At 73.5% G+C, this 25,658-nt stretch carries 22 protein-coding genes; 9 read left to right on the forward strand and 13 right to left on the reverse strand.

The features are described 5' to 3' along the window. From PKY62_RS05715 to dnaA, 6 genes are all read right to left on the reverse strand, one after another. Positions 1-1,210 (reverse strand): ATP-binding protein (locus PKY62_RS05715; RefSeq protein ID WP_502875793.1); only part of this gene is annotated, 1,210 nt, incomplete at its 3' end. 348 nt (positions 1,211-1,558) lie between these two features. Beyond that, positions 1,559-2,143: a DciA family protein gene (locus PKY62_RS05720; protein WP_324535744.1), complete on the reverse strand. Its 585-nt coding sequence runs from the start codon at positions 2,141-2,143 to the stop codon at positions 1,559-1,561. Then, positions 2,133-3,332, reverse strand: coding sequence for a DNA replication/repair protein RecF (gene recF, locus PKY62_RS05725; RefSeq protein ID WP_324535745.1), 1,200 nt, complete (start codon positions 3,330-3,332; stop codon positions 2,133-2,135). Before recF ends, PKY62_RS05720 begins: the two co-directional genes overlap by 11 nt. Positions 3,333-3,334: 2 nt before the next feature. After that, entirely contained in the window at positions 3,335-4,231 is an 897-nt protein-coding gene (gene gnd / locus PKY62_RS05730) for a phosphogluconate dehydrogenase (NAD(+)-dependent, decarboxylating) (RefSeq protein ID WP_324535746.1), read from the reverse strand. Next, positions 4,231-5,361 (reverse strand): DNA polymerase III subunit beta, encoded by a 1,131-nt coding sequence (gene dnaN, locus PKY62_RS05735; protein WP_324535747.1) that lies wholly within the window; start codon positions 5,359-5,361, stop codon positions 4,231-4,233. Before dnaN ends, gnd begins: the two co-directional genes overlap by 1 nt. Before the next feature lie 517 nt (positions 5,362-5,878). Continuing rightward, on the reverse strand, positions 5,879-7,480 hold the full coding sequence (gene dnaA, locus PKY62_RS05740) for a chromosomal replication initiator protein DnaA (RefSeq protein ID WP_324535748.1): 1,602 nt from the start codon (positions 7,478-7,480) through the stop codon (positions 5,879-5,881). A 406-nt stretch (positions 7,481-7,886) separates the two neighbouring features. Here dnaA and rpmH point away from each other — a divergent pair, with 406 nt between their 5' ends. From rpmH to PKY62_RS05780, 8 genes are all read left to right on the forward strand, one after another. Further along, positions 7,887-8,024 (forward strand): 50S ribosomal protein L34, encoded by a 138-nt coding sequence (gene rpmH, locus PKY62_RS05745; protein WP_104433422.1) that lies wholly within the window; start codon positions 7,887-7,889, stop codon positions 8,022-8,024. A gap of 27 nt (positions 8,025-8,051) precedes the next feature. Next, positions 8,052-8,384, forward strand: coding sequence for a ribonuclease P protein component (gene rnpA, locus PKY62_RS05750; protein WP_324535764.1), 333 nt, complete (start codon positions 8,052-8,054; stop codon positions 8,382-8,384). Next, complete coding sequence (gene yidD / locus PKY62_RS05755; RefSeq protein ID WP_324535749.1) at positions 8,381-8,695, forward strand: membrane protein insertion efficiency factor YidD; 315 nt, start codon at positions 8,381-8,383, stop codon at positions 8,693-8,695. The genes rnpA and yidD overlap by 4 nt, the downstream gene beginning before the upstream one ends. Next, positions 8,695-10,206 (forward strand): membrane protein insertase YidC, encoded by a 1,512-nt coding sequence (gene yidC / locus PKY62_RS05760; RefSeq protein ID WP_324535750.1) that lies wholly within the window; start codon positions 8,695-8,697, stop codon positions 10,204-10,206. The genes yidD and yidC overlap by 1 nt, the downstream gene beginning before the upstream one ends. 37 nt (positions 10,207-10,243) lie before the next feature. Next, positions 10,244-10,753: a Jag family protein gene (locus tag PKY62_RS05765; RefSeq protein ID WP_324535751.1), complete on the forward strand. Its 510-nt coding sequence runs from the start codon at positions 10,244-10,246 to the stop codon at positions 10,751-10,753. A 94-nt stretch (positions 10,754-10,847) separates the two neighbouring features. Continuing rightward, positions 10,848-11,528, forward strand: coding sequence for a 16S rRNA (guanine(527)-N(7))-methyltransferase RsmG (gene rsmG / locus PKY62_RS05770; RefSeq protein ID WP_324535752.1), 681 nt, complete (start codon positions 10,848-10,850; stop codon positions 11,526-11,528). Positions 11,529-12,729: 1,201 nt separating this feature from the next. Beyond that, on the forward strand, positions 12,730-13,620 hold the full coding sequence (locus tag PKY62_RS05775; RefSeq protein ID WP_324535753.1) for a ParA family protein: 891 nt from the start codon (positions 12,730-12,732) through the stop codon (positions 13,618-13,620). After that, the gene (locus tag PKY62_RS05780; RefSeq protein WP_324535754.1) at positions 13,620-14,747 is read left to right on the forward strand and encodes a ParB/RepB/Spo0J family partition protein; all 1,128 of its coding nucleotides are present in this window, start codon (positions 13,620-13,622) and stop codon (positions 14,745-14,747) included. The genes PKY62_RS05775 and PKY62_RS05780 overlap by 1 nt, the downstream gene beginning before the upstream one ends. Positions 14,748-14,781: 34 nt before the next feature. Here the strand turns inward: PKY62_RS05780 and PKY62_RS05785 are convergent, their stop codons facing one another. The 7 genes from PKY62_RS05785 to PKY62_RS05815 form a co-directional block, all read right to left on the reverse strand. Beyond that, on the reverse strand, positions 14,782-16,011 hold the full coding sequence (locus PKY62_RS05785; protein ID WP_502875797.1) for an aminotransferase-like domain-containing protein: 1,230 nt from the start codon (positions 16,009-16,011) through the stop codon (positions 14,782-14,784). Positions 16,012-16,254: 243 nt separating this feature from the next. Further along, complete coding sequence (trxA, locus tag PKY62_RS05790) at positions 16,255-16,578, reverse strand: thioredoxin (RefSeq protein WP_324535756.1); 324 nt, start codon at positions 16,576-16,578, stop codon at positions 16,255-16,257. Then, positions 16,575-17,603 carry a thioredoxin-disulfide reductase gene (gene trxB, locus PKY62_RS05795; protein WP_502875795.1) on the reverse strand — a complete coding sequence of 343 codons (1,029 nt, stop codon included), beginning with the start codon at positions 17,601-17,603 and terminating at the stop codon, positions 16,575-16,577. The genes trxA and trxB overlap by 4 nt, the downstream gene beginning before the upstream one ends. 67 nt (positions 17,604-17,670) lie before the next feature. Beyond that, the gene (locus PKY62_RS05800) at positions 17,671-19,749 is read right to left on the reverse strand and encodes a protein kinase family protein (RefSeq protein WP_324535758.1); all 2,079 of its coding nucleotides are present in this window, start codon (positions 19,747-19,749) and stop codon (positions 17,671-17,673) included. 62 nt (positions 19,750-19,811) lie between these two features. Further along, entirely contained in the window at positions 19,812-21,491 is a 1,680-nt protein-coding gene (gene murJ, locus PKY62_RS05805) for a murein biosynthesis integral membrane protein MurJ (RefSeq protein ID WP_324535759.1), read from the reverse strand. Next, on the reverse strand, positions 21,488-23,785 hold the full coding sequence (locus PKY62_RS05810; RefSeq protein ID WP_324535760.1) for a DUF6049 family protein: 2,298 nt from the start codon (positions 23,783-23,785) through the stop codon (positions 21,488-21,490). The genes murJ and PKY62_RS05810 overlap by 4 nt, the downstream gene beginning before the upstream one ends. Further along, the gene (locus PKY62_RS05815) at positions 23,782-24,330 is read right to left on the reverse strand and encodes an NUDIX hydrolase (protein ID WP_324535761.1); all 549 of its coding nucleotides are present in this window, start codon (positions 24,328-24,330) and stop codon (positions 23,782-23,784) included. The genes PKY62_RS05810 and PKY62_RS05815 overlap by 4 nt, the downstream gene beginning before the upstream one ends. 110 nt (positions 24,331-24,440) lie before the next feature. Between PKY62_RS05815 and PKY62_RS05820 the strand changes: the two genes are divergently transcribed. After that, positions 24,441-25,658 (forward strand): CCA tRNA nucleotidyltransferase (locus PKY62_RS05820; RefSeq protein ID WP_324535762.1); only part of this gene is annotated, 1,218 nt, incomplete at its 3' end.

A 25,658-nucleotide genomic window follows, 5' to 3' on the forward strand; every position in this document is an offset into this window, starting at 1 on the left:
TGGTCTTGGTCTGGCCCTCGAACTGCGGCTCGCCGAGCTTGACCGAGATGACGGCCGTGAGGCCCTCGCGGATGTCGTCACCCGTGAGGTTCTCGTCCTTCTCCTTGAGGATGCCCTTCTCACGCGCGTAGCGGTTGACCAGCGAGGTCATCGCAGCGCGGAAGCCCTCCTCGTGCGTGCCGCCCTCGGTGGTGGAGATGGTGTTGGCGTAGGTGTGCACCGACTCGGAGTAGGCGTTGGTCCACTGCAGGGCGATCTCCACGGAGATCCGTCGCTCGGTGTCCTCTGCCTCGAAGTCGATGACCTCGGGGTGGACGACCTCGACCTTCTTGGCGCCGTTGAGGTGCTTGACGTAGTCGATGAGCCCGCCGTCGTACCGGTAGGTGACGGTGCGCGTGGTGACGCCGGCCGGGGAGGTGGCCGCCACGTCCTCGCCGTCCGCGACGGGGACAGCTGCGGTGACCTCGTCCTCGGTGCCGGTGTGCTCGGGCCGCTCGTCGGTGAGCGAGATCTGCAGGCCCTTGTTGAGGAACGCCATCTGCTGGAACCGGGAGCGCAGCGTCTCGAAGTCGTAGACCGTCGTCTCGAACGTCTCTGCGCTCGCCCAGAACGTCACCGTGGTGCCGGTGCTGTCGGTGGCCTCGCCCCGGGCGAGGGGTGCCTGCGGGACGCCGTCGGCGTAGGACTGGCGGTACACGCTGCCCGTGCGCCGCACCTCGACGTCGAGCGTGCTGCTCAGCGCGTTGACGACCGAGACGCCGACGCCGTGCAGGCCGCCCGAGACGGCGTAGCCGCTGCCGCCGAACTTGCCGCCCGCGTGCAGCACGGTGAGGACCACCTCGACGGCCGGCTTGCCCTCGCTCGCGACGATGTCCACGGGGATGCCGCGACCGTTGTCGACGACGCGCACGCCGCCGTCGGCCAGCAGGGTGACCTCGATGTGGTCGCAGTAGCCGGCCAGCGCCTCGTCGACCGAGTTGTCGACGACCTCGTACACGAGGTGGTGCAGGCCACGGGGGCCGGTGGAGCCGATGTACATGCCTGGGCGCTTGCGCACGGCCTCGAGGCCCTCGAGCACCGTGATGGCGCTGGCGTCGTAGCTGCCGTCACCGTCCGTCGAGGTGGGCGCGCCGGTCGAGGTGGGAGCCTCCGCGACCGCCTCGGCGGGCTGGTCGGCGGGCTGGTCGGGCACGGCAGGGGTGTCGGCCACGGGTGGAGGCGCTCCTCACGAGTGCACGGCTCGCGACGCGACGTGGTGCCGCGCGCGCTGAGCCCGGATCCTGGTGGGACGCGTCCCGGGCCCGACGCGCGCCATGAGCCCGGGGGCGAGGACGACGTCCGGCCCGCCGATCGCGCGAGCACCTGGAATGACGGCTTCAGTCTACCCGGTGATGGCCCTCAGAACCGCGCATGCACAGGCTTGACGGCTCGGGGAGCCCTGGGCGTGACCGGGTGGTCACGCGGGGGTCTTCGGGGCCTCCCAGGGCCGTTCCTGGCCGTGCGCGGGCGGGTCGACCCCCGGCCCCGCGCGCGGGGCGGACCGCGCGGGTCCAGCTGCTCAGCCGTAGGTGTCGCGCGGCCCCCGGCCCGGGACGGTGCGTGGGCCCTTGACCCAGCGCGGCCCCGCGGGTCCGAGCACCTGGACGCGGCGGACGACGTCGACGCCGACCTCCTGCTCGAGCCGGCCGAGCAGCTGGGGCACGAGCAGCGTGAGGTTGGTCGCCCACGCCGTCGAGTCCGCGCGGACCACGAGCACGCCGTCCTCGAACGTCTCGGGCACGCAGTGCTCCGCCACCTGGTCCCCGACCACCTCGCGCCACCGCCCGATGACCCCGCCGACCGACAGCTCGCTGCCCCAGCCGCGCTCGCCGGCCAGCCGCGCCAGGGTGTCCCCGACGAGGGTGGGGTCACGGCCGTCGCGGCCCGGTCCGGAGCGCACGTCCGACGGCGGCGTGCGGCGCCTGCCCGCGTCGCCCGGCCGCAGCCCTCGCCCGCGGGCTGCGGCCTTGGCCCGGTTGAGCGCCGCGCGCGCGACCTCGGACGCCGGGGTCAGGCCGAGCTGCTCGGCGACCGGGCGCTGGGGGTCGACGACGGGGCGCTGCGGTGCGTCGGGGTCGAGGAGGTCGTCGTCGTCAGCGGACACGCGTGACCTGCCCGCCCATGACGTCGTAGCGTGCGCCGGCCAGCTGCTCGGGGACGTCCTGCGCCACCGCGGCCGTGACGAGCACCTGCTCCGCACCGGCGACGAGGTGGGCCAACCGGTCCCGACGGCGGACGTCGAGCTCTGCGAACACGTCGTCGAGGATGAGCACCGGCTCGCTGCCCTCGGCCCAGCCCGCGATCGCGTCGTCCCCCGAGCCGTGGGTGAGCAGCTCGAACGACGCGAGCCGCAGGGCCAGCGCGTACGACCACGACTCGCCGTGGCTCGCGTACCCCTTGGCCGGCAGGCCGCCGAGCGTGAGCACGAGCTCGTCACGGTGCGGCCCGACGAGACTGACCCCGCGGTCGATCTCCCGGCCGCGCAGCCGGCTCATCGCCTCGAGCAGCTGGGCCTCGAGCAGCTCCGGCGTGTCACCGAGGTGCGGCACGTCCGGTGCGGCGCCGTCTGGCTCCTCGACCGAGCCGACGAGGCTGGACCGGTAGCCGAGCACCGCGGCTCCCTGCCCGTCGCTGACCTGCTGGTACGCGGCCGCCACATGCGGTCGCAGCTGGTCGACGAGCGAGACCCGCATCGCCAGGACCTGCGCACCGATCTGCGCCAGCCGGCTGTCCCACACGTCCAGCGTGCGCAGGTCGGCCGTGCCGCCCGAGCCGCGGCGCGCGCCGCCTGCCGTCTTGAGCAGTGCGTTGCGCTGACGCAGCACACGATCGTGGTCGGCCAGCACGCCGGCCATCCGCGGGGAGACCTGCACGCCGAGCTCGTCGAGGAAGCGGCGCCGGCCCTCGGGGTCACCCTTGACGAGGGCCAGGTCCTCGGGGGCGAAGAGCACCGTGCGCAGGATGCCCAGCACGTCCCGCGCCCGGCGCACGGGCGCGCGGTTGACCTGGGCCCGGTTGGCCCTGCCCGGGTTGATCTCCAGCTCGACGAGCGTCGAGCGCCCGGCCCGTGAGGCGCGCACCCGCACGACGGCGCGGGGTGCTCCGGCACGGACGAGCGCGAGGTCCGTGGCGACGCGGTGGCTGCCCAGGGTCGCGACGTAGCCCACGGCCTCGACGAGGTTGGTCTTGCCCTGCCCGTTGGGGCCCACCAACGCGCTGACGCCGGGCTCGAGCTCGAGCTCGACCTGCTCGTAGGAGCGGAAGTCGGTCAGCGCGAGCGTGCTGACGTGCACGGTCAGGCGCCGGGCGCCGCGGGTCGCACGGCGTGGCCACCGAACTGCTGGCGCAGCGCTGCGACGGCCTTCATCGCCGGGGAGTCGACCTGCCGCGAGGAGAACCGGGCGAAGAGCGCCGCGGAGATGACCGGCAGCGGCACCCCGCGGTCGATCGCCTCGTCGACCGTCCACCGGCCCTCACCCGAGTCCTCGACGAAGTCGTCGATCCCGGCGAGCTGCGGATCCTGCTCGAGGGCCGCGACCAGCAGGTCGAGCAGCCAGGACCGGACGACGGTGCCCTGGGTCCACGCACGGAGCGTCCCCGTGACGTCGGTGACGAGCTCCTGGGCCTCGAGCAGCTCGTAGCCCTCCGCGTACGCCTGCATGAGGCCGTACTCGATGCCGTTGTGCACCATCTTCGCGAAGTGCCCGGCGCCCACGGCGCCCGCGTGCACGAAGCCGTTCGCGCGCGGGCCGGCGGGCCGCAGCGCGTCGAAGACGGGCAGGAGCGTCGCGACGTGCTCCGCGGAGCCGCCGACCATGAGCCCGTAGCCGTTGGCCAGCCCCCAGACCCCGCCCGAGACCCCGACGTCGAGGTAGCCGATCCCTCGTGTCGCGAGCGCCTCGGCATGGCGTGCGTCGTCGGCGTAGTGCGAGTTGCCACCCTCCACGACGATGTCGCCCGCGTGCAGGAGCGTGCCGAGCTCGTCGACGACGCCCTGCGTGGGGGCTCCGGCCGGCACCATGACCCACACGATGCGCTGCTCCGCCGGCAGGGCCTGCACCAGCGCGGCGAGGCTGGCGGTGTCGGTGACCTCGGGATTGCGGTCGTAGCCCGTGACCTGCACCCCCGCGGCGAGCAGACGGGTGCGCATGTTCGCGCCCATCTTGCCCAGGCCGACCAGACCGACGTGCATCAGCTGGCGAAGCGGATCGGCACGAGCAGGTAGCGGTAGCTGCGGTCGTCCTGACCGTCGAGGGAGCCCTGACCGGTGAACTCGACCGGCTTGTTGGGGTGCGTGAACGACAGCCGGACGAACGCCGTGCTCAGCGCGCCCAGGCCGTCGAGCAGGTACTGCGGGTTGAACGCGACCGTGATGTCCTCGCCCGTGAGCGAGGCCTCGAGGGCCTCGGAGGCCTGGGCGTCGTCGCCCTGTCCGGCGTCGAGCACCACCTGACCCTCGGAGAACGCGAGCCGGATCGGGGTGTTGCGCTCGGCGACGAGGGCGACGCGACGGGCGGCCTCGGTGAGCGCGCTCGTCGCGACGACGGCGTGGATGGGGGTCTCGTCCGGGAAGAGCCGGCGCACGGCGGGGTAGTCGCCGTCCACGAGGAGCGACGTGGTGTGCCGGCCGCCGGCCTCGAAGCCGATGAGGTCGACACCGGCGCCGGTCGACAGCGCCACGGTGACCTGGTCGGTGCTGCCGAGGGACTTCGCGGCGTCCGACAGCGTGCGGGCGCGCACCAGCGCGACGGCGGACAGGCCCGGGCTCGCCGGGGTCCACGTCAGGGTGCGCAGCGCGAGCCGGTAGCGGTCGGTGGCGAGGAGCGTGATGGTCTCGCCCTCGATCTCCATCCGCACGCCCGTGAGCAGGGGCAGCGTGTCGTCGCGGCTCGCGGCGACGGTCACCTGGGCGACGGCCTCGGTGAGGTCCTCGCCACGCACGGTGCCCACCTGGGCCGGCATGGCCGGCAACGCGGGGTAGTCCTCGACCGGCATGGTGAGCAGCGTGAAGCGGCTCGCACCGCACGTGACGATGACCTTGTTGCCCTCGAGCACCAGGTCGACGGGCTTGGCCGGCAGGGCGCGGGCGATCTCGGCGAGCAGTCGGCCGGAGACGAGCACGGTGCCCGGGTCGGACACGTCAGCGGTGATCTCGGACCGTGCGGAGACCTCGTAGTCGAAGCTCGAGAGCTGGACCACTCCGGTGCTGTCGGCCTCGAGGCGGACGCCGGCCAGCACCGGGACGGGCGGCCGGGTGGGCAGGGAGCGCGCCGTCCAGGTGACGGCCTCGGCGAGGACGTCTCGGTCAACCCTGAACTTCATCGCTGTTCCCTCCAGCCCACCTGTCCGGAGGCACCGCACGGCACGACGACGTGCCGGGTCCACCGGGATCTGGCTGAACAGTACGCGAGTGCACGGACGAAGGTCAGCAGGAGGGCCCGCTGGTGCGCTGGCGGGTCCCCGGGGTCATGACGGTGCTCGGAGCTGGAGGAGATGGAGGGGTTCGTCATCATCATCGGGTCTGTGGATCCTGTGGACATCCGGTGTCGGGCCAGGTCAACGGCCCGACCGGGGTGTGGACGGCCGGTTCGGTCTCGATGGGGACGGCGGGGTTCGTCCGTGGACGGACGCCCGCCGTCCACGGAGCGTCCACGAACCTGTCATCTGCCGTACACAGACGGGCCCGTGTGCGTCCACCGCCATCCACAGGGATGTCCACAGGTGTGAACAGTCGTCCCACGGTTCAGCATGCGGGACGGTGACCGGGAGGTGGGCACGGTGGCGGGGCTCGCCCACGGTGCCGGGGAGGTGCCGGGGCGGGGTGAGCGGGAGGGTGCGGTCAGCCGCGGTGCTGCTGCTTGATCCGGCTGGTGAGCTCGGTGACCTGGTTGTAGATGGACCGACGCTCGGCCATGAGCTCGCGGATCTTACGGTTGGCGTGCATCACGGTCGTGTGGTCACGGCCGCCGAACTGCTGGCCGATCTTCGGCAGGCTCATGTCCGTGAGCTCGCGGCACAGGTACATGGCGATCTGGCGGGCCGTGACGAGCACGCGCGAGCGGGAGGAGCCGCACAGGTCGTCGATCGTCAGGCCGAAGTAGTTGGCGGTCTGGGCGATGATCGCGGCCGCCGTGATCTCGGCGGTGTCCTGGTCGGTGATGAGGTCCTTGAGGACGATCTCCGCGAGGGCCAGGTCCACCTGCTGCCGGTTGAGGCTGGCGAACGCGGTGACCCGGATGAGTGCACCCTCGAGCTCGCGGATGTTCGTGGAGATCTTCGACGCGATGTAGGACAGCACGTCGTCCGGTGCGTAGAGGTTGGTGCTGCCCGCCTTCTTGCGCAGGATCGCGATGCGGGTCTCGAGGTCCGGCGGCTGCACGTCGGTGATGAGGCCCCACTCGAAGCGGGAGCGCATGCGGTCCTCGAAGCCGTTGAGCTGCTTGGGCGGCAGGTCCGAGGTGATGACCACCTGCTTGTTCGCGTTGTGCAGCGTGTTGAAGGTGTGGAAGAACTCCTCCATCGTCTGTTCCTTGCCCTGCAGGAACTGGATGTCGTCGATGAGCAGGACGTCGACCTCGCGGTAGCGGCGCTGGAACGCGCCGGCCTTGCCCTCGCCGATGGAGTTGATGAAGTCGTTGGTGAACTCCTCCGAGTTGACGTAGCGCACGCGGATGCCCGGGTAGAGCGAGATCGCGTAGTGCCCGATGGCGTGCAGCAGGTGGGTCTTGCCCAGCCCGGAGTCGCCGTAGATGAACAGCGGGTTGTACGCCTTGGCCGGCGCCTCGGCGACCGCGACCGCCGCGGCGTGAGCGAAGCGGTTGGAGGCCCCGATGACGAAGGTGTCGAAGAGGTACTTCTCGTGCAGGCGGGCCGGCTCGACGGCGGCACGGCCGTGCTGGGCGCGGCCCTGGGAGCGCTCACCGTAGGGCCGGTCGTCCGCGCGGTGGTCCCGGGCGTCGGCGCGGTGGTCGCGCTCCAGCCGGTGGTCGGGGCGGTGGTCGGCGTCGAGGTCCGCCCGTGGGTCGCCGGTGTGGTCCGACGTCCCCGCGAGGAAGTCCGCCGCCGCGAGGTCGAGGTGGTCGGTCTGGCCGGACGGTGGGCGGGCAGCGTCGCTGCCCAGGGACGGGTCGACGGTGACCGCGAACCGGGTGTCGGACTGCAGCACGCTGCTCAGCGCGGCGGTGAGCTCGGTGCGCACGCGCGACTCGAGGTAGTCCTTGGTGAACTCGTTGCCGACGGCCAGGAGCACGGTGCCGTCGAGCAGGCCGAGGGGGCGGGCCAGCCGGATGAAGGCGAGCTGCTGTGCCGAGGTCGTCGGGTCGTTCGCGATGCGACCGACGGCGCGGTCCCACAGCTGGGCGACCGAGTCGTCCTGTCCTGGCACCGGTGGCTCCTGGGTGGGTCCGTTGATGTCCGTGCTGGTGAGCCGGAAGTCTCGCATGGTCCGAGCTCGGTCCACACAGTTGTCCACAAGCTGTGTGCTCAGGGTTGCCGGCAGCAGCGGCACTGCGCCGACGCTGGCCCGAGGCCGGTCCTCCATGACCGGATCGGGCGGGTCGTCGTGCTGTCATCGTGCTCCACGGCGTGTCGCGAACAGACCGCCGACCCCCGAGGTGGATCCTAGAGGGTTGCGCCCCGCTGATGTGACCACGCGGATCAGGTGTGCCCGCCGCACCGGTCTCGTTTGACCCGCGCACGCCCGCCGCGTACCGTTACACAGCCGTTCTCTGACGGCTCCTGCTCGCGTGCCCGCGACCGGCCTGCCGGTCGCCGTGCGCACCGCAGGGGCTCGGGAGCAGCATGAGTGTCCGCCGTCCGGGCGGTGACCTGACCACATGGAGTCTGACGTGTCGAAGCGCACTTTCCAGCCGAACAACCGGCGCCGGGCCAAGACCCACGGCTTCCGGCTGCGCATGCGCACCCGCGCCGGCCGGGCGATCCTCTCTGCCCGCCGGGCGAAGGGCCGCGCGGAGCTCTCCGCCTGACCTGCTGTGCTCCCTGCTCCCCTGCGGATGCGTCCGGCCGACTTCGCGCTGACCACTCGCCGTGGGGCACGGGCCGGACGCACGACCCTCGTGGTGCACTGCCGACCGGTCGCTGACCGTGTCCAGCCGCACGTGGGGTTCGTCGTCCCCAAGGCGGTGGGCGGGGCCGTCACCCGCAACAAGGTCCGACGAAGGCTGCGAGGTCTGGTGGTCGAGCTGAGCGACGCGCTGCCGCAGGGCGCCGACGTCGTCGTGCGAGCGCTCCCGCCGGCCGCCCGGGCGGACTACGCCGCGCTGGGCCAGGACTACCGCGGCGCCCTGGCGCGTGCCGCCGAGCGCGCCTTCGGAGCGCGGCCATGACCCTCGAGCGCATCGCCACCCTCGTGCGCCGGCTCCCACAGCTGGTGCTGCTCGGGCTGCTCCGCGTCTACCAGAGCACCATCTCCCCCCTGACGGGCCCGAGCTGCCGCTACTACCCCAGCTGCTCGCAGTACGCCGTCGTGGCGGTGCAGCGGCACGGTGCCGTGCGGGGCACGTGGCTCGCCCTGCGTCGGCTGGGCCGGTGCCACCCGTGGACGCCGGGCGGCGTCGATGACGTCCCGCCCGCCCACGAGAAGACCTCCGCCCGGGACCACGGGCACGCCGAACGAGCGAGGAGCTCCGCGCGATAATGGATACCATTCTCTATCCACTCATGGTCCCCGTGGCCTGGATCATGGTGCAGTTCCACTCGCTGCTCACCGCGCTGGGGCTCTCTGCCTCCTCGGGTGCCGCCTGGGCGCTGTCGATCGTCGGTCTCGTGGTCGTCATCCGCATCGCGCTCATCCCGCTCTTCGTCAAGCAGATCAAGGCCTCGCGCGGGATGCAGATGCTCTCGCCGGAGCTGCAGGCGATCCAGAAGAAGTACAAGGGCAAGACGGACCCGGCGTCCCGCGAGGCCATGAGCCGCGAGACCATGGAGCTGTACCGCAAGCACGGGACCAACCCGTTCTCGTCGTGCCTGCCGATCCTGGCGCAGTCACCGATCTTCTTCGCGCTGTTCACGGTGCTCAACAACCTCAAGTCGCTGGCCGAGGGCACCTACGCGCGCGACAGCATCGGCCCGCTCACGCAGGAGCTGGCGATCCAGGCGAACGACGCGACGCTTTTCGGGGCCCCGATCTCGTCGTCGTTCCTCTCCCCCGACGCCTCGACGGCGACCCGGATCGTCACCGTGGTGCTCATCGTGGCGATGTCGGTGACGACGTTCACCACGCAGCGCCAGCTGACCCAGAAGAACATGCCGGCCTCGGCGCTGCAGGGCCCGATGGCGCAGCAGCAGAAGATGCTGCTCTACGTGCTGCCGTTGGTCTTCGCCTTCTCGGGCGTGAACTTCCCCATCGGTGTCCTCATCTACTGGACGACGACCAACCTCTGGTCGATGGGCCAGCAGTTCTACGTCATCCGTCGCAACCCGACCCCGGGCTCGGAGGCCGAGCGTGCGCTCAAGGCGCGCCGGGCCAAGAAGGCAGCCGCCAAGGGGATCGTGCTCGAGGAGGAGGCACCGGTCGTCGAGGAGAAGCCGCGCGGCCAGCGTTCCCAGCCCAAGCGCAAGGAGCGCGACCGTCGGCCGGCCGGAGCCGCGCCCGCCGCGAGCGAGGACGACGCCGCGGCCGACTCCGGAGCCGCCGAGCAGACCAGGGCCGCCGGCACGACGGCGCCCGCACCGCGCAAGCCCGCCGGGACCACGGGGGCACGCACGGGCGGGACGAGGCCCAAGGCCGGCACGACGCCGACGCAACGCAGCGGCTCGAGGAAGGGCACCGGCGCAGCCGGCCTCACGCAGGCGCCCACCCCGCGGTCCGGCGCGTCGACGAAGCCGGCAACGGAGGCGAAGGGTCACCCGGGCACGGGCGCCGCCGGCAAGGTCGTGCCGGTTCCCGGCGAGGACGAGGCGTCTGTGGAGGGCTCGACGGCCGCCGACCCGGCTCCGACGCCCGCCGACGCGACGCCCGCGGCCTCCGCCACGGTCACCGATGGCGCGGCGGCGCCCCGCGCCCCCCGCGCTGCACGCCCCCCGCGCACCGCCAAGGCCCCGACCGACGCCCCGGCCGGGGCGGTGGACGGTGACGGTGCGGTGGGTGGTCCCACCGACGGCACGCCCCCGCGCAAGCCCCGCACCCCGCGCACGCCCAAGAGCTGATCTGCGGCGACGCCGCAGAACTGGACGAGGAGAACCGATGAGTGAGACCCCCACGCAGGACGCCCCCCAGGTGGTGACGCGACGGCTCGAGGAGGAGGGCGAGGTCGCGGCCGACTACCTCGAGGAGCTGTTGGACATCGCCGACCTCGACGGTGACATCGACATCGACGTCGACCACGGGCGCGCGGCCGTCGAGATCGTCGCCGAGGCCGGCTCCGAGCGTTCGCTGCGCCGGTTGGTCGGCGCGCAGGGCGAGGTGCTGGACGCGCTCCAGGAGCTGACCCGGCTCGCAGTGCAGGCCAAGACGGGCGAGCGCAGCCGGCTGATGCTGGACGTCGCCGGGTTCCGGGCTCACCGCAAGGTCGAGCTGGCAGAGGTGGCACGGGCCGCGATCGCGACGGTGCAGGAGACCGGCCAGCCCTTCTCGCTCGTGCCGATGAACCCGTTCGAGCGCAAGGTGGTCCATGACGTCGTCGCCGAGGCCGGTCTCGTCAGCGACAGCGACGGCGTCGAGCCGGCGCGATTCGTGGTCGTCCGCCCCGCGTGAGTTTCACGTGGAACATCGACGTCACGCTCGGCACGCGATCTGCGGCGAGGGCGTCGCAACGGTGCGCCGTCCTGGCCTGAGGAGGGCGTGATCCGTGGTGGACGAGATCGAGCTCGAGCGCTCAGCCGATGACCCTGAGGTCATGGAGTTCCTCGGCGGCGCGCACGCGACCATCGCACGTTTCGCGTCGATGCTCGCGGACGAGGGCGTCACCCGGGGACTCATCGGGCCCCGCGAGGTCCCGCGGCTGTGGTCGCGCCACCTGCTCAACTCGGCCGCAGTGGCGAGCTTCCTGCCGCCCTCGGGCACGGTGGTCGACATCGGTTCCGGGGCCGGCTTGCCGGGCGTCGTCCTCGCGGCCCTGCGGCCGGACCTCGATGTCGTGCTGGTGGAGCCGATGGAGCGCCGCACCGTCTGGCTCCGCCACGTCGTGGAGAGCCTTGGACTACCCCGGGTCGAGGTGGTCCGCGGGCGCGCGGAGGACCTCGTGGGGCGGTGGGGCGCCGACGTCGTGACGGCCCGCGCCGTGGCTCCGCTCGACCGGCTGGTGCCATGGACGCTGCCCCTGCTGCGAACCGGTGGTGTGCTGCTGGCGATGAAGGGCGACCGCGCCGTGGAGGAGGTCGCCGCAGCGCAGGCGGTCATCGCGAGCCATGGAGGCGGTGACGTCCAGGTGATCTCTGCCCCGAGCATCCCTGGCTGTGGTACGACCGTCGTCCGGGTGCGGCGCGTCGGTCCGATCCCGTCGGCGCCGCGGCGGGCCAAGCGTCGCTGACGAGGCGAGCCAGACACTGCGGACCGGGGTCGACGCGGCGGGACCTCACCCGACGGACTCCGGCGAGGGAATCGCGTTTCACGTGGAACATGAGAGGCGCCGGTGGGGGCTGTGTGCCGCGGCGTCTCGGTGCAGGCGTGCACGTCCAGCCGTGGGCGGTCGTGCGAGGCGGCATCGGACGGTGCCAGTTGCCGAACGTGGCACCTGGTGCAGGTGCGCTGGTCGGAGCGGGCCGGAGCGGGCCGGAGCGGGCCGGAGCGGGGCGGCGCTGGGCGGCGCTGGGCGGTGCTGGGTTGTGGATGACGGGTGACCGGGCCACCTGGAGACCGCTGACGGGGCGACAGGCGACCGGGGACGCGGGGAGCGGGCGACAGGCGACCGGGCGACCGTTGATCGGGCGACTTCTGACCGGGGACCCGGGGACTGGGCGACAGGCGACCGGACGACCGGGCGACAGCTGACCGGGCGACTTCTGACCTGGCGACCCGGGGACCGGGCGACAGGCGACAGGTGACCGGGCGACAGGTGACCGGGCGACCGGGCGACCGCTGACCGGGCGACAGGTGGCAGCTGACGGTCAAATCCTCGGCCTGGTGACCGCTGACGGATGATGGGGAGACAACTGAGTACGCGACCGGTGATCACGCGGCGGTCGACGGCCGACTCCGCGGCCCGGCGACAGACGGGGTCCCCCCAGGGACGGCTGACCGGTGACGAGCGGCTGCTGAGGGTGATGGCTGCCGGCTGACCGGTGACCGTGGACGTCGCGCGACAAGGTCGAGCCGACCTGCAGCAGCGAGTCCCGCGCGGTCGTGCCGGTGCGGAGGCCGTCCGGCATGGAGTTCCGGGGCGGTGACGGTCTCGCACGGAATCCGGGAGCGGACACCGGTCCCGGGTGTTCCACGTGGAACATCGACCTCGGGCCCCGGCCCGGCAGTCGCGGGTTGCCGGGGTGCGACCACGGTTCACGGACACGACACCGCGGCTCAGACGCACCTCCGGAGCGCCTGAGCCGAGGGAGCCTGTGGACCGTGGGCGGCGGCGTCGGGATGCGATGGCAGGATGTGGTGACGTCAGGACGGGAGAGCGTGTGGATCAGCAGGAGACCGGCGACGTTTCACGTGAAACGCGCGAGCGGGCCGATGAGGCGCGCCGCGCGGCGATCATCGACAGTCTGCCGAGCGCCGACGACTCGACGCCCTTGGCGACGCAGCTCGCGGCCGACGCCCGACGGCGCATCGAGCTGTCCGGCCGCAGCTTCACCCGCCCGCACTCGACGCGGGTCATCACGGTGGCGAACCAGAAGGGTGGCGTCGGCAAGACGACCACGACGGTGAACCTCGCCGCGGCCCTGGCCCAGGCCGGCCTCAACGTGCTCGTCATCGACAACGACCCTCAGGGCAACGCCTCGACCGCCCTGGGGATCGAGCACCACGGCGGGACGCCGTCGGTCTACGAGGTCCTCGTCGAGGACGAGGACCTTGCGGCCGTGGTGCAGCAGAGCTCCCGCATCCCAAGGCTCTGGTGCGCGCCGGCGACGATCGACCTGTCCGGCGCGGAGATCGAGCTCGTGTCCCTGGTCGCGCGGGAGAACCGGCTGCGCACGGCGGTCGAGACCTACCTGGCGCACCGCGAGGCCACCGGGATGGACCGGCTGGACTACGTGCTCATCGACTGCCCGCCGAGCCTCGGCCTGCTGACGGTCAACGCCTTCGTCGCCGCGCGGGAGGTGCTCATCCCCATCCAGTGCGAGTACTACGCCCTCGAGGGTCTCAGCCAGCTTCTCAAGAACGTCGAGCTCATCAAGAACCACCTCAACCCCGGGCTGCACGTCTCGTCGATCCTGCTGACGATGTACGACGCGCGGACCAACCTCGCCCACCAGGTGGCGGCCGAGGTGCGTGAGCACTTCCCGGCCCAGACGTTGCGCACGACGGTGCCTCGCTCGGTACGGATCTCCGAGGCGCCGAGCTATGGGCAGACCGTGATGACCTATGACCCGGGTTCCAGCGGTGCACTGGCCTACCTCGCCGCAGCGCGAGAGCTGGCCGACCGCGGAGCCCCCGCCCGCCTGACCCCCGAGGAGAGCTGATGGCCGAGAAGCGTCGTGGACTGGGTCGAGGACTCGGTGCGCTCATCCCCTCCGCGCCGACGGGTGACAGCCGCCCGGTCGACGTGTTCTTCCCGGGCGCACCCGCCGCGACCCGATCCGACGCCGACGCGGGTGCGATGGGTGGGGACCGCTCCTTGGCCGCGGGTTCAGCCCGGGCGGACGGCTCTCAGGACGCCGGCACCGGGGTCGCCGACACTTCCGCGGCCACCGACGCCGCTGTTCCACGTGAAACAACGGAGAGCTCCGCAGGGCAGACCGGTCCAGAGCTGGTCCCGGTGCCCGGGGCGCACTTCGCCGAGCTGGTCCTGGACTCGATCGTCCCCAACCCGCGTCAGCCGCGGTCGGTCTTCGACGAGGACGCCCTGGCCGAGCTCGTGGGCTCGATCCGGGAGATCGGCGTGCTGCAGCCGGTCGTCGTGCGCTCTGCCGGGACAGCAGACGGTGTCGCGACCTACGAGCTCATCATGGGTGAGCGGCGACTGCGGGCCGCCCGGCTGGCCGGCCTGGAGCGCATCCCCGCGATCGTCCGCGAGACCGACGACGCGGACCTGCTGCGCGACGCGCTGCTCGAGAACCTGCATCGCAGCGAGCTCAACGCCCTCGAGGAGGCCGCGGCCTACCAGCAGCTGCTGGACGACTTCGGCTGCACGCACGAGGAGCTCGCGCGCCGGATCCACCGCTCGCGCCCGCAGATCACCAACACGCTACGGCTGCTGAAGCTGCCGCCCCTGGTCCAGCGTCGCGTCGCGGCGGGGGTGATCTCCGCCGGGCACGCCCGGGCGCTGCTCGGGCTGCCCGACGCCGCGGCGATGGAGCGCCTGGCGCAGCGGATCGTCGCCGAGGGCCTCTCGGTGCGCACCACGGAGGAGGTCGTCTCGCTCGGCGGCGATGCTCCGACCCCCACGGTGGCCCGCCGCCCGCGGGCCGGTGACCGCGTGCGGGCGCTCGATGACCTTGCCGCGCGCCTGGGAGACCGGTTCGAGACGCGCGTCACCATCGCCCTGGGCAAGTCCAAGGGCAAGCTCACGGTCGAGTTCGCCTCGGTCGCCGACCTCAACCGCATCCTGGCGACGCTGTCCCCGGAGGACCCGGGCGTGCTGCGCTGACGACGCTCAGGGCTTCCCTGGTGCGCGGCGCGTCTCAGCGCGTGTCGGGCGAGGCGGAGGCGACGTCGTCGGTGTCCCGGTGCCCACCGGTGCCGAAGATCTGCACCAGCTCGGCCTCCTCGGTCACCACGCCGGCGAGGCGACGCACGCCCTCGCGGATGCGATCGGGCGTGGGGTAGCAGAACGACAGCCGCATGTGGTCCGAGCCCTGGCCGTCGGCGTAGAAGGCCGTGCCGGACACGTACGCGACGAGTGCGGTGATGGCGCGCGGCAGCATGGCCTGGGCATCGAGCCCGTCCGGCAGCTTGACCCACGTGTAGAAGCCGCCGGCCGGGACGGTCCAGGACGCCTCCGGCAGATGCTCGGCCAGTGCGCCGACCATGGCGTCGCGCCGCTCGCGGTACATCTCACGGAACGCCTTGATCTGGCCCAGCCAGTCGTGGTTGGCCAGGTACGTGGAGATGGCCAGCTGCGAGGCGTTGGACGGGCAGAGGATCGCGGACTCGCTGGCGAGCACCAGCTTCTCGCGGATCGAGTGCGGCGCCACGGCCCAGCCCACCCGGTAGCCCGGGGCGAAGGTCTTCGAGAACGAGCCGAGGTAGACCACGCCGTCGTCGTCCATGGACCGCATGGCCGGCAGGGGCTCGCCCTCGAAGCCGAGCAGGCCGTAGGGGTTGTCCTCCAGGACGAGCACGCCGTAGCGCCGGGCGATCTCCAGCACGCGAGGGCGGCGCTCGAGCGACAGCGTCACACCCGCCGGGTTGTGGAAGTTGGGCACGGTGTACAGGAGCTTGACCCGGCGGCCGCGTGCGGCCAGGTGCGCGAGCGTCTCCTCGAGCGCCTCCGGGACCAGACCGTGCTCGTCGAGCGGGACGTGCACCACCTCGGCCTGGTACGAGCGGAACACCCCCAGAGCGCCCACGTAGCTGGGCGCCTCGGCGACGATGATGTCGCCCGGGTCGATGAACAGGCGAGTCACAAGGTCGAGGGCTTGTTGTGATCCGGTGGTGACGACCACGTCGTCCGGGTGGGCCGTGATGCCCTCGAGCTTCATGATCTCGACGATCTGCTCGCGCAGCGTCTGGTCGCCCTGACCCGAGCCGTACTGCAGCGCCGTCGTGCCACGCGTCAGGACGAGGTCGTGCGCCGACTGCGCGAGGGCCTCGAGCGGCAGGCCCTCGAGGTACGGCATCCCCCCGGCGAGCGAGACCACCTCGGGCCGGTTGGCGACAGCGAACAGCGCGCGGATCTCCGAGGCGCGCATGCCGTGCGTGCGCTCGGCGTAGGAGTCGATCCACGGGTCGAGGCGGGTCCCGGCGACGGGCTGGACGATGCGGGCGGCGCTGCCGGGGGCAGGAGTCACCTGCCCGATCGGCTCGCCGTGGTCGGGAGTCATGCCCCAGAGTCTGCCACGCAGGTGCACCGGGGCCCGTGCGTGGCCCGCCGGACGGACGGCGGCCCCGGTCCCCGAGGCTGGGGTCCGGGGCCGCGGGACGGCGCGCAGGGGTCAGGACAGCACGGACTCGATCTCGTTGACGAGGGCCGGCTTGGGCCGGGCGCCGACCACCTGCTTGACCAGCTCACCGCCCACGTAGATGTTGATGGTGGGGATGGAGGTGATCCCGTAGGCCGCCGTGACCTGAGGGTTCTCGTCCGTGTTGAGCTTGGCGATCGTCAGCCGGCCGGCGTAGGTGCCGGACAGCTCCTCGAGGATCGGGGCCACGGCGCGGCACGGGCCGCACCAGGGGGCCCAGAAGTCGACGAGCACGGGGACCGGCGAGTCGAGGACGGCGGCCTTGAACGTCGCGTCGGTGACGGGGATGGTGCTCACGGGGTCTCCTTGAGGGTCTCGGGCAGGGTAGCCGGAGCCACCGACACGGGGTCGACGATGCCGGCGAGGTAGTGCTGGGCGTCCAGGGCGGCCGCGCAGCCGGTGCCGGCCGCGGTGATCGCCTGACGGTAGGTGTGGTCCACGAGGTCGCCGCACGCGAAGACGCCCTCGAGGTTCGTGCCGGTGCCACGGGCGTCGTCCGCCCCCACGAGCACGTAGCCCTCGTCGTCCAGCGCCACCTGGCCGACCAGCAGCTCGTTGCGCGGCACGTGGCCGATCGCCACGAACACGCCGGTGGCTGCGACGTCGCGCTCGGCGCCCGTCACGGTGTCGCGCAGACGCACGCCGGAGACCTTCTCCGCCCCGTGGATCGCGACCACCTGGGAGTTCCAGGCGAAGCGGATCTTGGGGTCGGCCGCGGCACGGTCGGCCATGATCTTCGAGGCGCGCAGCTCGTCGCGGCGGTGCACGAGGGTCACGGAGGCCGCGAAGCGCGTGAGGAACGTCGCCTCCTCGACGGCGGAGTCGCCGCCGCCCACGACGACGACGTCCTGGCCGCGGAAGAAGAACCCGTCGCACGTCGCGCACCACGAGACGCCGTGCCCGGAGAGCGTCTTCTCCTCGGGCAGGCCGAGCTGGCGGTACGCCGAGCCCGTCGCGAGGATGACCGCGCGGGCGTGGTAGGTCTCCCCGTTCCCGGTCACCACGGTCTTGACGGGACCGGCGAGGGAGGCCTGGACGACGTCGTCGTACACGATCTCCGCACCGAAGCGCTCGGCCTGCTTGCGCATGTTCTCCATGAGGTCCGGCCCCATGATCCCGTCGACGAACCCCGGGAAGTTCTCCACCTCGGTGGTGTTCATCAGCGCGCCGCCGGCGGTGACGGCCCCGGCCACGACCACGGGTGCCAGCCCGGCGCGGGCGGCGTAGACGGCGGCGGTGTAGCCCGCCGGTCCGGACCCGATGATGATCAGGTCTCGCGGGGTCTCGGTCACGTGCGGTCCTTCGGTCGGGGCGGGGTGCATGACGGGAACCGATCCTAGGCCGGTTCTGTTCCGTCCGAGGGTGCCGGGCCGTCCGCGACGGAGCTGGTCAGGACAGGCGGACCTCGGCGAGCTCCACGCGGTTGGCGCCGTCTGCCGTCTGCGGCAGCGCGGTGAACCACAGGACGATGCTCGTCGCGGTGGTGGGTGCGCTGAGGGTGAGCACGGTCTCGGCGGTCAGGGGTCCCGATGCCAGGACCTCGCCCTCGGTAGGGGTGGCGGGGTCCGTGGCGCGCACCTCGACCATCCCGCCGGTGCCGTTGACCAGCAGGGTCACCGTGGTGACCGTCGCGGGCGCCGCGAGGGTCACGGCGTAGCCGATCCCGGGCTTCATGCCGTACGTGGGCGAGGCGTAGGTGCGCGAGAACCAGAACGTCGCAGGGTCGCCGTCGACGCCGGCCGGCACGGCCTCGGGGTGCTCGTTGTTGTCACCGCCGGGTGGGGGGTCGATCATCAGCGCCCCGGCGATGACGGGTGCCACCGCGGCGGCGCCGTCCGCCGGCGCTGCAGGGACCCCGGGCTCCGCGGACGCGCTCGCTGCGTCCGACACGTCACCGAAGCCGTCGTTGCCGCCGATGGGCGGCGCGGGTGCGGTCAGCGCCTGCCACGCGAGCACCAGGCCCACGACGACGGCGATGACGACCAGGCCGAGCACCACGGGCGTCGGGTCGAACCGGCGCCGGGTGAGCGCGTCGGTCGAGCGGCCGATGAGCGTGTCGAAGTCCCGGTGGTCCGCCTCCGGGTGGCCACCGTGCGGGTGCCGAGCGGGCGTGAGCCCGGCGTGCGGGGGTCCGGCGTGAGGGGGTCCGGCGTGCGGGGGTCCGGCGGACGGGGGTCCGGCGGACGCCTGCGCCGTGGGGACGACCGCGGCGGCGCCTACGGCGGCGGTGCCGACCGCGGCGTCGCGAGGGTCGGGGCGGCGGTTGGCCGGCGGGATCGCCGGCGGTGGGGTGCCGGGTCGAGCCGCAGGGCCGGGGGTCTGGGCCATCGAGGACCGGACCGACGTGCGCTGGACGCTCGGGGCGTCGTCCTCGGGGGCGATCGGCAACGCGGGCGCCTCGTCTGGCGGTGTCGCCGCGTCGTCCGTGGCGTCGTCGAGGACGGCCTCCACGGGCAGGTCGACCGCGGTGGTCTGCGCGTCGGCGTCCGTGGTCCCGTCGGCCGGGACGTCGGGCGAGGCCGGGTCCTCGACCAGGTCGACCCCGTCGTCGACAACAGGCTCGACGACAGGCTCGACGACAGACGCCGGAACCGCTGCCACCGGCGCAGGTGCAGCCACCACGGCCTTGGCCGCAGCTGCGGCGACCATGGCCGCGGCGCTGGCCGCCTCGGATCGCGCATCGGCGCCGGCGAACACCTCGGCCGCGGCGAGCGCGCCCCAGGGCTCGAGCTCGCGCACCAGCTCGGCGGGGCTGTGCGGGCCGTCGTCGTGCGGGCCGAGCGTCACGGCGCACAGCGTGTCGAGGTCGTTCGGGACGCGGGGTGCGACCTCCGCGGGTGCGAGCAGGTCCCCGGTGACGAGCGGGACCGTCGTGCCCGTGGTGGTGACCCCGGCGGGGGCGGGCCAGCGGCCGGTGAGGAGCAGGTAGAGCAGCGCGACGAGCCCCACGGTGTCGGCCCTCGTCGTGGACCGTGCGTCGCCCAGCCCATGGCCGGCGAGCTCGCCGTCGAGCGCGAGGCCGGAGACGAGCACGGCGCCCTCGGCAGTGACGTGGACGGCGCACGGTCGCAGCGCGAGGTGGTGCACGCCGCGGCGCCGGGCGACCTCCAGGGCGACGGCGGCCTCGCCGATGATCGCGCGGGCCTGGTCGGCCGGCATCGGTCCCCCCGCGGTGAGCGACGCGAGGTCCCGCCCGACGACGCGCTCGGTGACGACGTACGGCACGCCGTCGTGGTCCCCGACGTCGAGGACGCGCAGCAGGCGCGGATCGCTGACCAGGGCTGCCCGGCGCGCGGCGTCCTGGGCCTGACGGATCCGCCCATCGCGCAGCACGAGGGCGCGCACGGGGCGGTCGAGGATCTGGTCGCGCGCGTCCCAGGACGCCACGCCCGGCAGGTCGGTGGTCGTCGGCTCGTCGAGGCGGTACCGGCCGGCGAGCAGGGTGCCGCGTCCCACGACCACGTCCACCTCGTCACCTCCGTGCCAGCTGCGCCCCTGATCGGCCCGGCTCCGGTCTCCCATGCTACGGGTCAGCGCCGACGCAGGCGCCGGAGGACGGGGGCCAGGAGGTCCGTCAGCTCGCGGACCCGCAGCACCCGCAGCAGCCCGACGTACACCGCCAGCATCGCGAGCCCGACGACGACGCACGTGAGCACCGCGTCCGGCCAGCCGAGGCGCGACGGGTCCCCGAAGAGCCTGCTCAGGGGCCAGCCGACGGCTGCGCTGACACCCGCCGCGAGCCCGCTGCGCACCAGGACGCCGATCGCTGCGGCGCCCGTGCCACCGAGGCGGCGGCGCACCTGCAGGCCGCCCCACACGGCACCCAGCGTGTAGGACGCCGCGATCGACGCCCCGGCCCCGGCCACCCACCAGCCCACCGGGAGGACCGTCGAGCCGGTCCATGTGCCCGCCGCGACGACGCCCGCCATCGCGACCTGGATCCAGAACAGGGTCCTGGCGTCCTCGTAGGCGTAGTAGACCCGTTGCCACATCGACCACGCGCCGAGCGCCGTCAGGCCGGACACCAGGGCGACGATCACCGGGGCGAGCGACCCGGCCTCGGCGGCGGTGGTGGTCGGCAGCACCACGCGGACCAGCGGCAGCGCGAGCACGGCGAGCACGGCCGTGGCGAAGACGGTGAAGACGCCGATGGTCCGCACCCCGGAGGACACGTCCGCGCGCAGGCGGCGCACGTCGCCCGCCGCGGCGTGCGCCGAGAGCCGCGTGAACAGGACGGTGAGCAGCGAGACCGTCACGAGCGAGTGCGGCAGCATGAAGATGACGAACGCCTGGTTGTAGGCGTAGTTGCCGGCGACGTCTGGCGCGTAGCCGCTCACCTGGGCCGCGCCCGTGGCGACCTGGGAGACCACGAGCACCCCGACCTGCCCGACGGCGAGTGCGCCGAAGGTCCACCCGGCCACCCGGCCGGCCGTCCCCAGCCCCGTGCCGCGCCAGTCCCACCGGGGGCGGAAGCGGAACCCGCTACGGTGCAGCGGGATGACGAGCACCAGGGCCTGGGCGACGATGCCGAGGGTCGAGACCCCGGCGAGCAGGGCGATCCGGCCGGCGTCCCACGCGGCGATGTCGTCGAGCGGCCCACCCACGACGAACCGTCCGAAGATGGCGATGAACACCGCGAAGCCAGCGATCGAGACGAGGTTGTTGACCACCGGCGCCCACATGTACGGGCCGAAGCTCCCGCGCGCGTTGAGCACCTGGCCGAGCAGCGTGTAGAGCCCGTAGAAGAACACCTGGGGCAGGCACCAGTAGGCGAACACCGTGGCCAGGGCGATGAACTCGGGGTCCTCGCCGGAGGCGGCGAGCCTGACGACGACGGGCGCCGCCACCGTGAGGACGACGGTGATCCCCGCGAGCAGCACGATCGACAGGGTCAGCAGGCGGTCGACGTACTCCTGGCCGCGGTCCGAGCGGTAGGCCCGCACCACCTGGGGTACCAGCACGGCGTTGAGCACACCGCCGGCGACGAGCATGTAGAGCATGTTCGGCAGGGTGTTCGCGACGGCGAACGCGTTGGCTGCTGCCGCGTTGAGGCCCACCGCCGCCACGAGGAAGGACCCGCGCACGACGCCCAGCACGCGCGAGACCGCCGTGCCGCTGGCCATGAGCACCGCGGCCCGGCCCACGGCGGCCCGCCCGACGCCGGAGACCTCGTCGCCGCTCGCGCCGGGACCGGCGTCGTCAGCGCTCACGTCGGGGACTCCTCGGCGGGGTGGGCCGCGGCGCGCGCGTCGTCGTGCTCCGCGAGCGGCTGCTCCGGGGACAGGTCGTCCGGGCCCGGGTCGGCCCGCGGTGTGCCGCGCCGTCCTCGACCGCGGCGGATGGTCCGGACCAGGCCGACGACGACGCCCACCGCGAGCAGCGCACCGAGCACCGCGGTGCCGATGCCCTCCCAGTCGGCGCGCACCCGGACGACGAACACCGCGCTGTCGTCGATGAGCGTCCCGGCCGCGGTGCGCAGCTCGACCGCGACCTCGACGTCGGCGCTCTGGATCGCGTGCACCGGCACGCTCGCCGTGACCTCGCCGCCGGCCGGCACGGTGACGGTGACGGCCTCGTCCGCGACGAGCTGCGGGCCGCCCGGCCGCAGGCGCACCTGGACGACGACGTCCTGGTCGAGGGTGTTGGTCACCCGGACGGGCAGCGCCCCCGAGGTGGCGATGAGGTTGACGTCGCTGCCGCGCTGGACGGCGACGGCCGAGCGCAGCGCGTCGGTGGCGGCGACGGACGCGGTGATCGCGGCGGTGCGGCCCGCGGTGTCGCTTCGCCAGGCCAGGGCGGTCGGCGCGAGCAGCTCGGCCTCGGGGTCGCCGACGAGCGGGGTGGGGTCGGCGGCGATCGAGGCGATGTCCGCGCGCTCCTCGAGCGTCCTGACCACGGTCGCGATCTCCGCCGTCGAGACCTCCGCCGGGTCGACCTCCCGGTCCGGCAGCGAGCCGCGGTCCACCGCCGGGTCCTCGGCGTCGACGAGGTCGGACACGGGTGCCGTGGCCACCCACGGCACCGCGGACAACGCGGCGAGCTGCGCCGCGGCGACGTCGGGGTCCGGGGCCCAGTCACGCGGCACCGTGAGCAGCAGGTGGCGCCCGTCGCTCGGCCGCTCGCGCGTGATGACGGCGAGCTCCGCGAGCAGGTCGGCCGCGGCGACGGCTCCCGTGAGCTGCGGGTCGGTGCCCGCGTCGTCGGTCGCGCCCGTGGCGTCGGTTCCCGTGGCGTCGGTTCCCGTGGCGTCGGCCGGTCCGACCCGTCCGGTGGCCAGCCCCGTCGAGAGGCGCTCGTCCGCGACGAGCAGGGGGACGTCACCGGCCCCCGTGCTCGCGGTGGTCCGGCCCGTGGGCGTGTAGGTGAGGATCGCGGGCGGCGCCAGTGCGCCGGGGCCGACCACGAGGGCCAGCCCGTCCCGCCCCACGGCGCTCGCGGTGGCGAGGTCGGGCAGCGTGTCGCCGGGCCAGCGCAGCACCGTGTCGCTGAGGAGGCCGGCGGCCGCGGCGACCTCCGTGGAGCGCTCGACCGCGGTGTCGAGCAGCGCGCCGGCGGCTGCATGGGCGAGCGCCGAGACGTCGGCGTCGCCGTACGGCAGCAGCTGGACGTCGTCCGGCGCGGCCGACAGCAGGGCGGACCGCCAGCGTGCGAGCCCGCTGTCCACGCCGCTCGTGACGCCGTCGCCGACCTCGGCCGCGGGCGTCGTGGCGCCCACCAGCCACGGGTCGAGCGCCCAGGTGACCTCCTGGCCGGACGTGGCGTGCAGCACGCGGTCCAGCCGGCCCCCGGTCGCGGTGAGCGAGGTCAGCTCCGCACCGGCGGACGCGTCCGGCGCGGGCCCGACCACCGGCACGAGCACGGTGACCGTCGTGGGCACCACCTCCTGCGGCGGCAGCCAGACGAGGAACGTGCGCACCAGTCCCAGCCGGAGCCGGGCCGGGTCCGCGGCATCGACCACCTCGACCGCCAGTCCGCGCGCCCCCCAGGACGTCGCCGTGGAGCGCAGGCCGATCGCCGCCGCGGGGACCACCCCGGTGACGTCGGCGCTCGCGCCGGGGGCGAGCGGCCCCGGCACGTCGACCTCGAGCACGCTCGTGCCCGCTCCTGCCGTGGTCGGTGCGTCGCGCCAGCGGTCGAGCGAGGTGCGGCTGATGAACGCCGAGCGGGCCAGCCGCACGATGACGCGCGGCTGCGTCAGGGCGGCGGCGCCGACGTTGGTGACCCGCAGGGAAACCGTGAGGTCCTGGCCGGGCGCGAGCGCCTGCGGCGTGACCTGCTCGACGGCGATCTGCACGGGCAGCCCGTCGGTGACGTCGGGCCCGGCGGCGGTGACGGCCGAGCCGGCGTCGGTCCGGAGTGCGTCGCCCGGGGCGGCGCCCGCGGCGACGACCGGCACGAGCGCCCAGCCGAGCGACACCACGAGCACCAGCAGGGCGCGCCGCGCGGCCGGGCCACGGCCCGGATGGCTGCGCGCCCGTCGGACGCCTCCGGGGCGGTGGCTCATGCCTCGCCGGCGAGCACCGCGCAGGCGGCGACGGCGAGCCGGCGCTCGTTCGGGTACGCCAGCCGCTCGTGCAGGTCGGTGACGGGGACCCACGCGACGTCCTCGGCCTCGCCGTCCGGGTCGCCGGCCACGCTCAGCTCGCCGCCGACGGCCTGGAGGAGGAAGTGGTGGACCACCTTGTGCACGCGGCGGTCGTCCCCGGTGAACCAGTAGTCGATGGTGCCGAGCCGGCGCAGCACGAGCCCCTGGATGCCGGTCTCCTCGGCGATCTCGCGGACCGCGGCCTCCTCGGGGGTCTCGATGCCCTCGAGGTGGCCCTTCGGCAGGCACCACTCGAGGCGCCCGGCCCGGTTGCGCCGCGCGATGACGGCCGCGTGTGCCGGTCCGTCCCCGGGGCTGACGACGAGACCCCCGGCAGAGGTCTCCTCGACCACCGGCAGGCTGTGCACCGTGGGGCGCCGCACGTGGGGGTCGATCCGCAGCGCGTGCCCGCCCGGCGGCGAGGGCACCGGGCCCGGACCGGGGAGTGGAGCGGCGCTGGGCATGCCGCCCACTGTAACGACCGCCACCTGCGCACCAGCGCGACCACGGCCCGGCGGGCCGCCACCGCGCGCGACGGGCGCCCGGCGCCCGCCGTCTGGCACCCTGGTGTCCCGTGTCCACCACCACCCCTCCTGACCCGCAGACCGCCGCGGCCCTGGCGACGCTCCAGCGCCGTGCGTTGAGCGTGCTGGCCGGCCTCGCGCCCGCGGCACTCGAGCTCGGTGAGGCGTTCGCCGCCGCCGGGCACGAGCTGGCGCTCGTCGGCGGGCCGGTGCGCGACGCGTTCCTCGGCCGCACCAGCCAGGACCTCGACTTCGCCACCTCGGCCACGCCGGACGAGTCGGAGGCGATCCTCGCGGCATGGGGCGACGCCCACTGGGACATCGGGCGCGAGTTCGGCACCATCGGCGCACGGCGGTTCGCCCACGGCGGCACCGCGGACGTCGTCGTCGAGGTGACGACCTACCGGACGGACGAGTACGAGGCGGGCTCGCGCAAGCCGGCCGTGGTCTACGGCGACACGCTCGAGGGGGACCTGTCGCGGCGCGACTTCACCGTGAACGCGATGGCCGTGCGGCTGCCGTCGCTGACCTTCGTCGACCCCTTCGGCGGCCTGGCCGACCTTGCGGCCGGTCTGCTGCGCACGCCGGTGAGCGCCGACCAGTCGTTCGACGACGACCCGCTGCGGATGATGCGCGCGGCTCGGTTCGTCGCGCAGCTGGGCGTGCGGCTCGACGACGACGTCCGGTACGCGATCGGAGCGATGGCGGCGCGCATCGAGATCGTCTCGGCCGAGCGTGTGCGCGACGAGCTGGCCAAGATGCTGCTGGCCCCCGACCCGCGGCCCGGCCTGGCGGTGCTGGTCGAGACGGGCCTGGCCGACCACGTGCTGCCGGAGCTGCCGGCCCTGCGCCTGGAGATCGACGAGCATCACCGGCACAAGGACGTCTACCAGCACTCGCTCACGGTGCTGGCCCAGGCGATCGAGCTGGAGACCGGCACCCACGAGCGGCCCACTGGCCCCGTGCCCGGCCCGGACCTCGTGCTGCGCCTGGCCGCGCTGCTGCACGACATCGGCAAGCCGGCGACCCGCCGCTTCGAGGCCGGTGGGACGGTGAGCTTCCACCACCACGAGCTCGTGGGCGCCAAGCTCGTCCGCAAGCGGCTCACCGCGCTGCGCTTCGACAAGGACACGGTGCGGGCCGTCGCGCGCCTGACCGAGCTGCACCTGCGGTTCCACGGCTACGGCGAGCAGGTGTGGACGGACTCGGCCGTGCGCCGCTACGTCACGGACGCAGGCCCGCTGCTCGAGCGCCTGCACCGGCTGACG

It is taken from the genome of Actinotalea sp., from assembly GCF_035443605.1.
Classification (GTDB): domain Bacteria; phylum Actinomycetota; class Actinomycetes; order Actinomycetales; family Cellulomonadaceae; genus Actinotalea.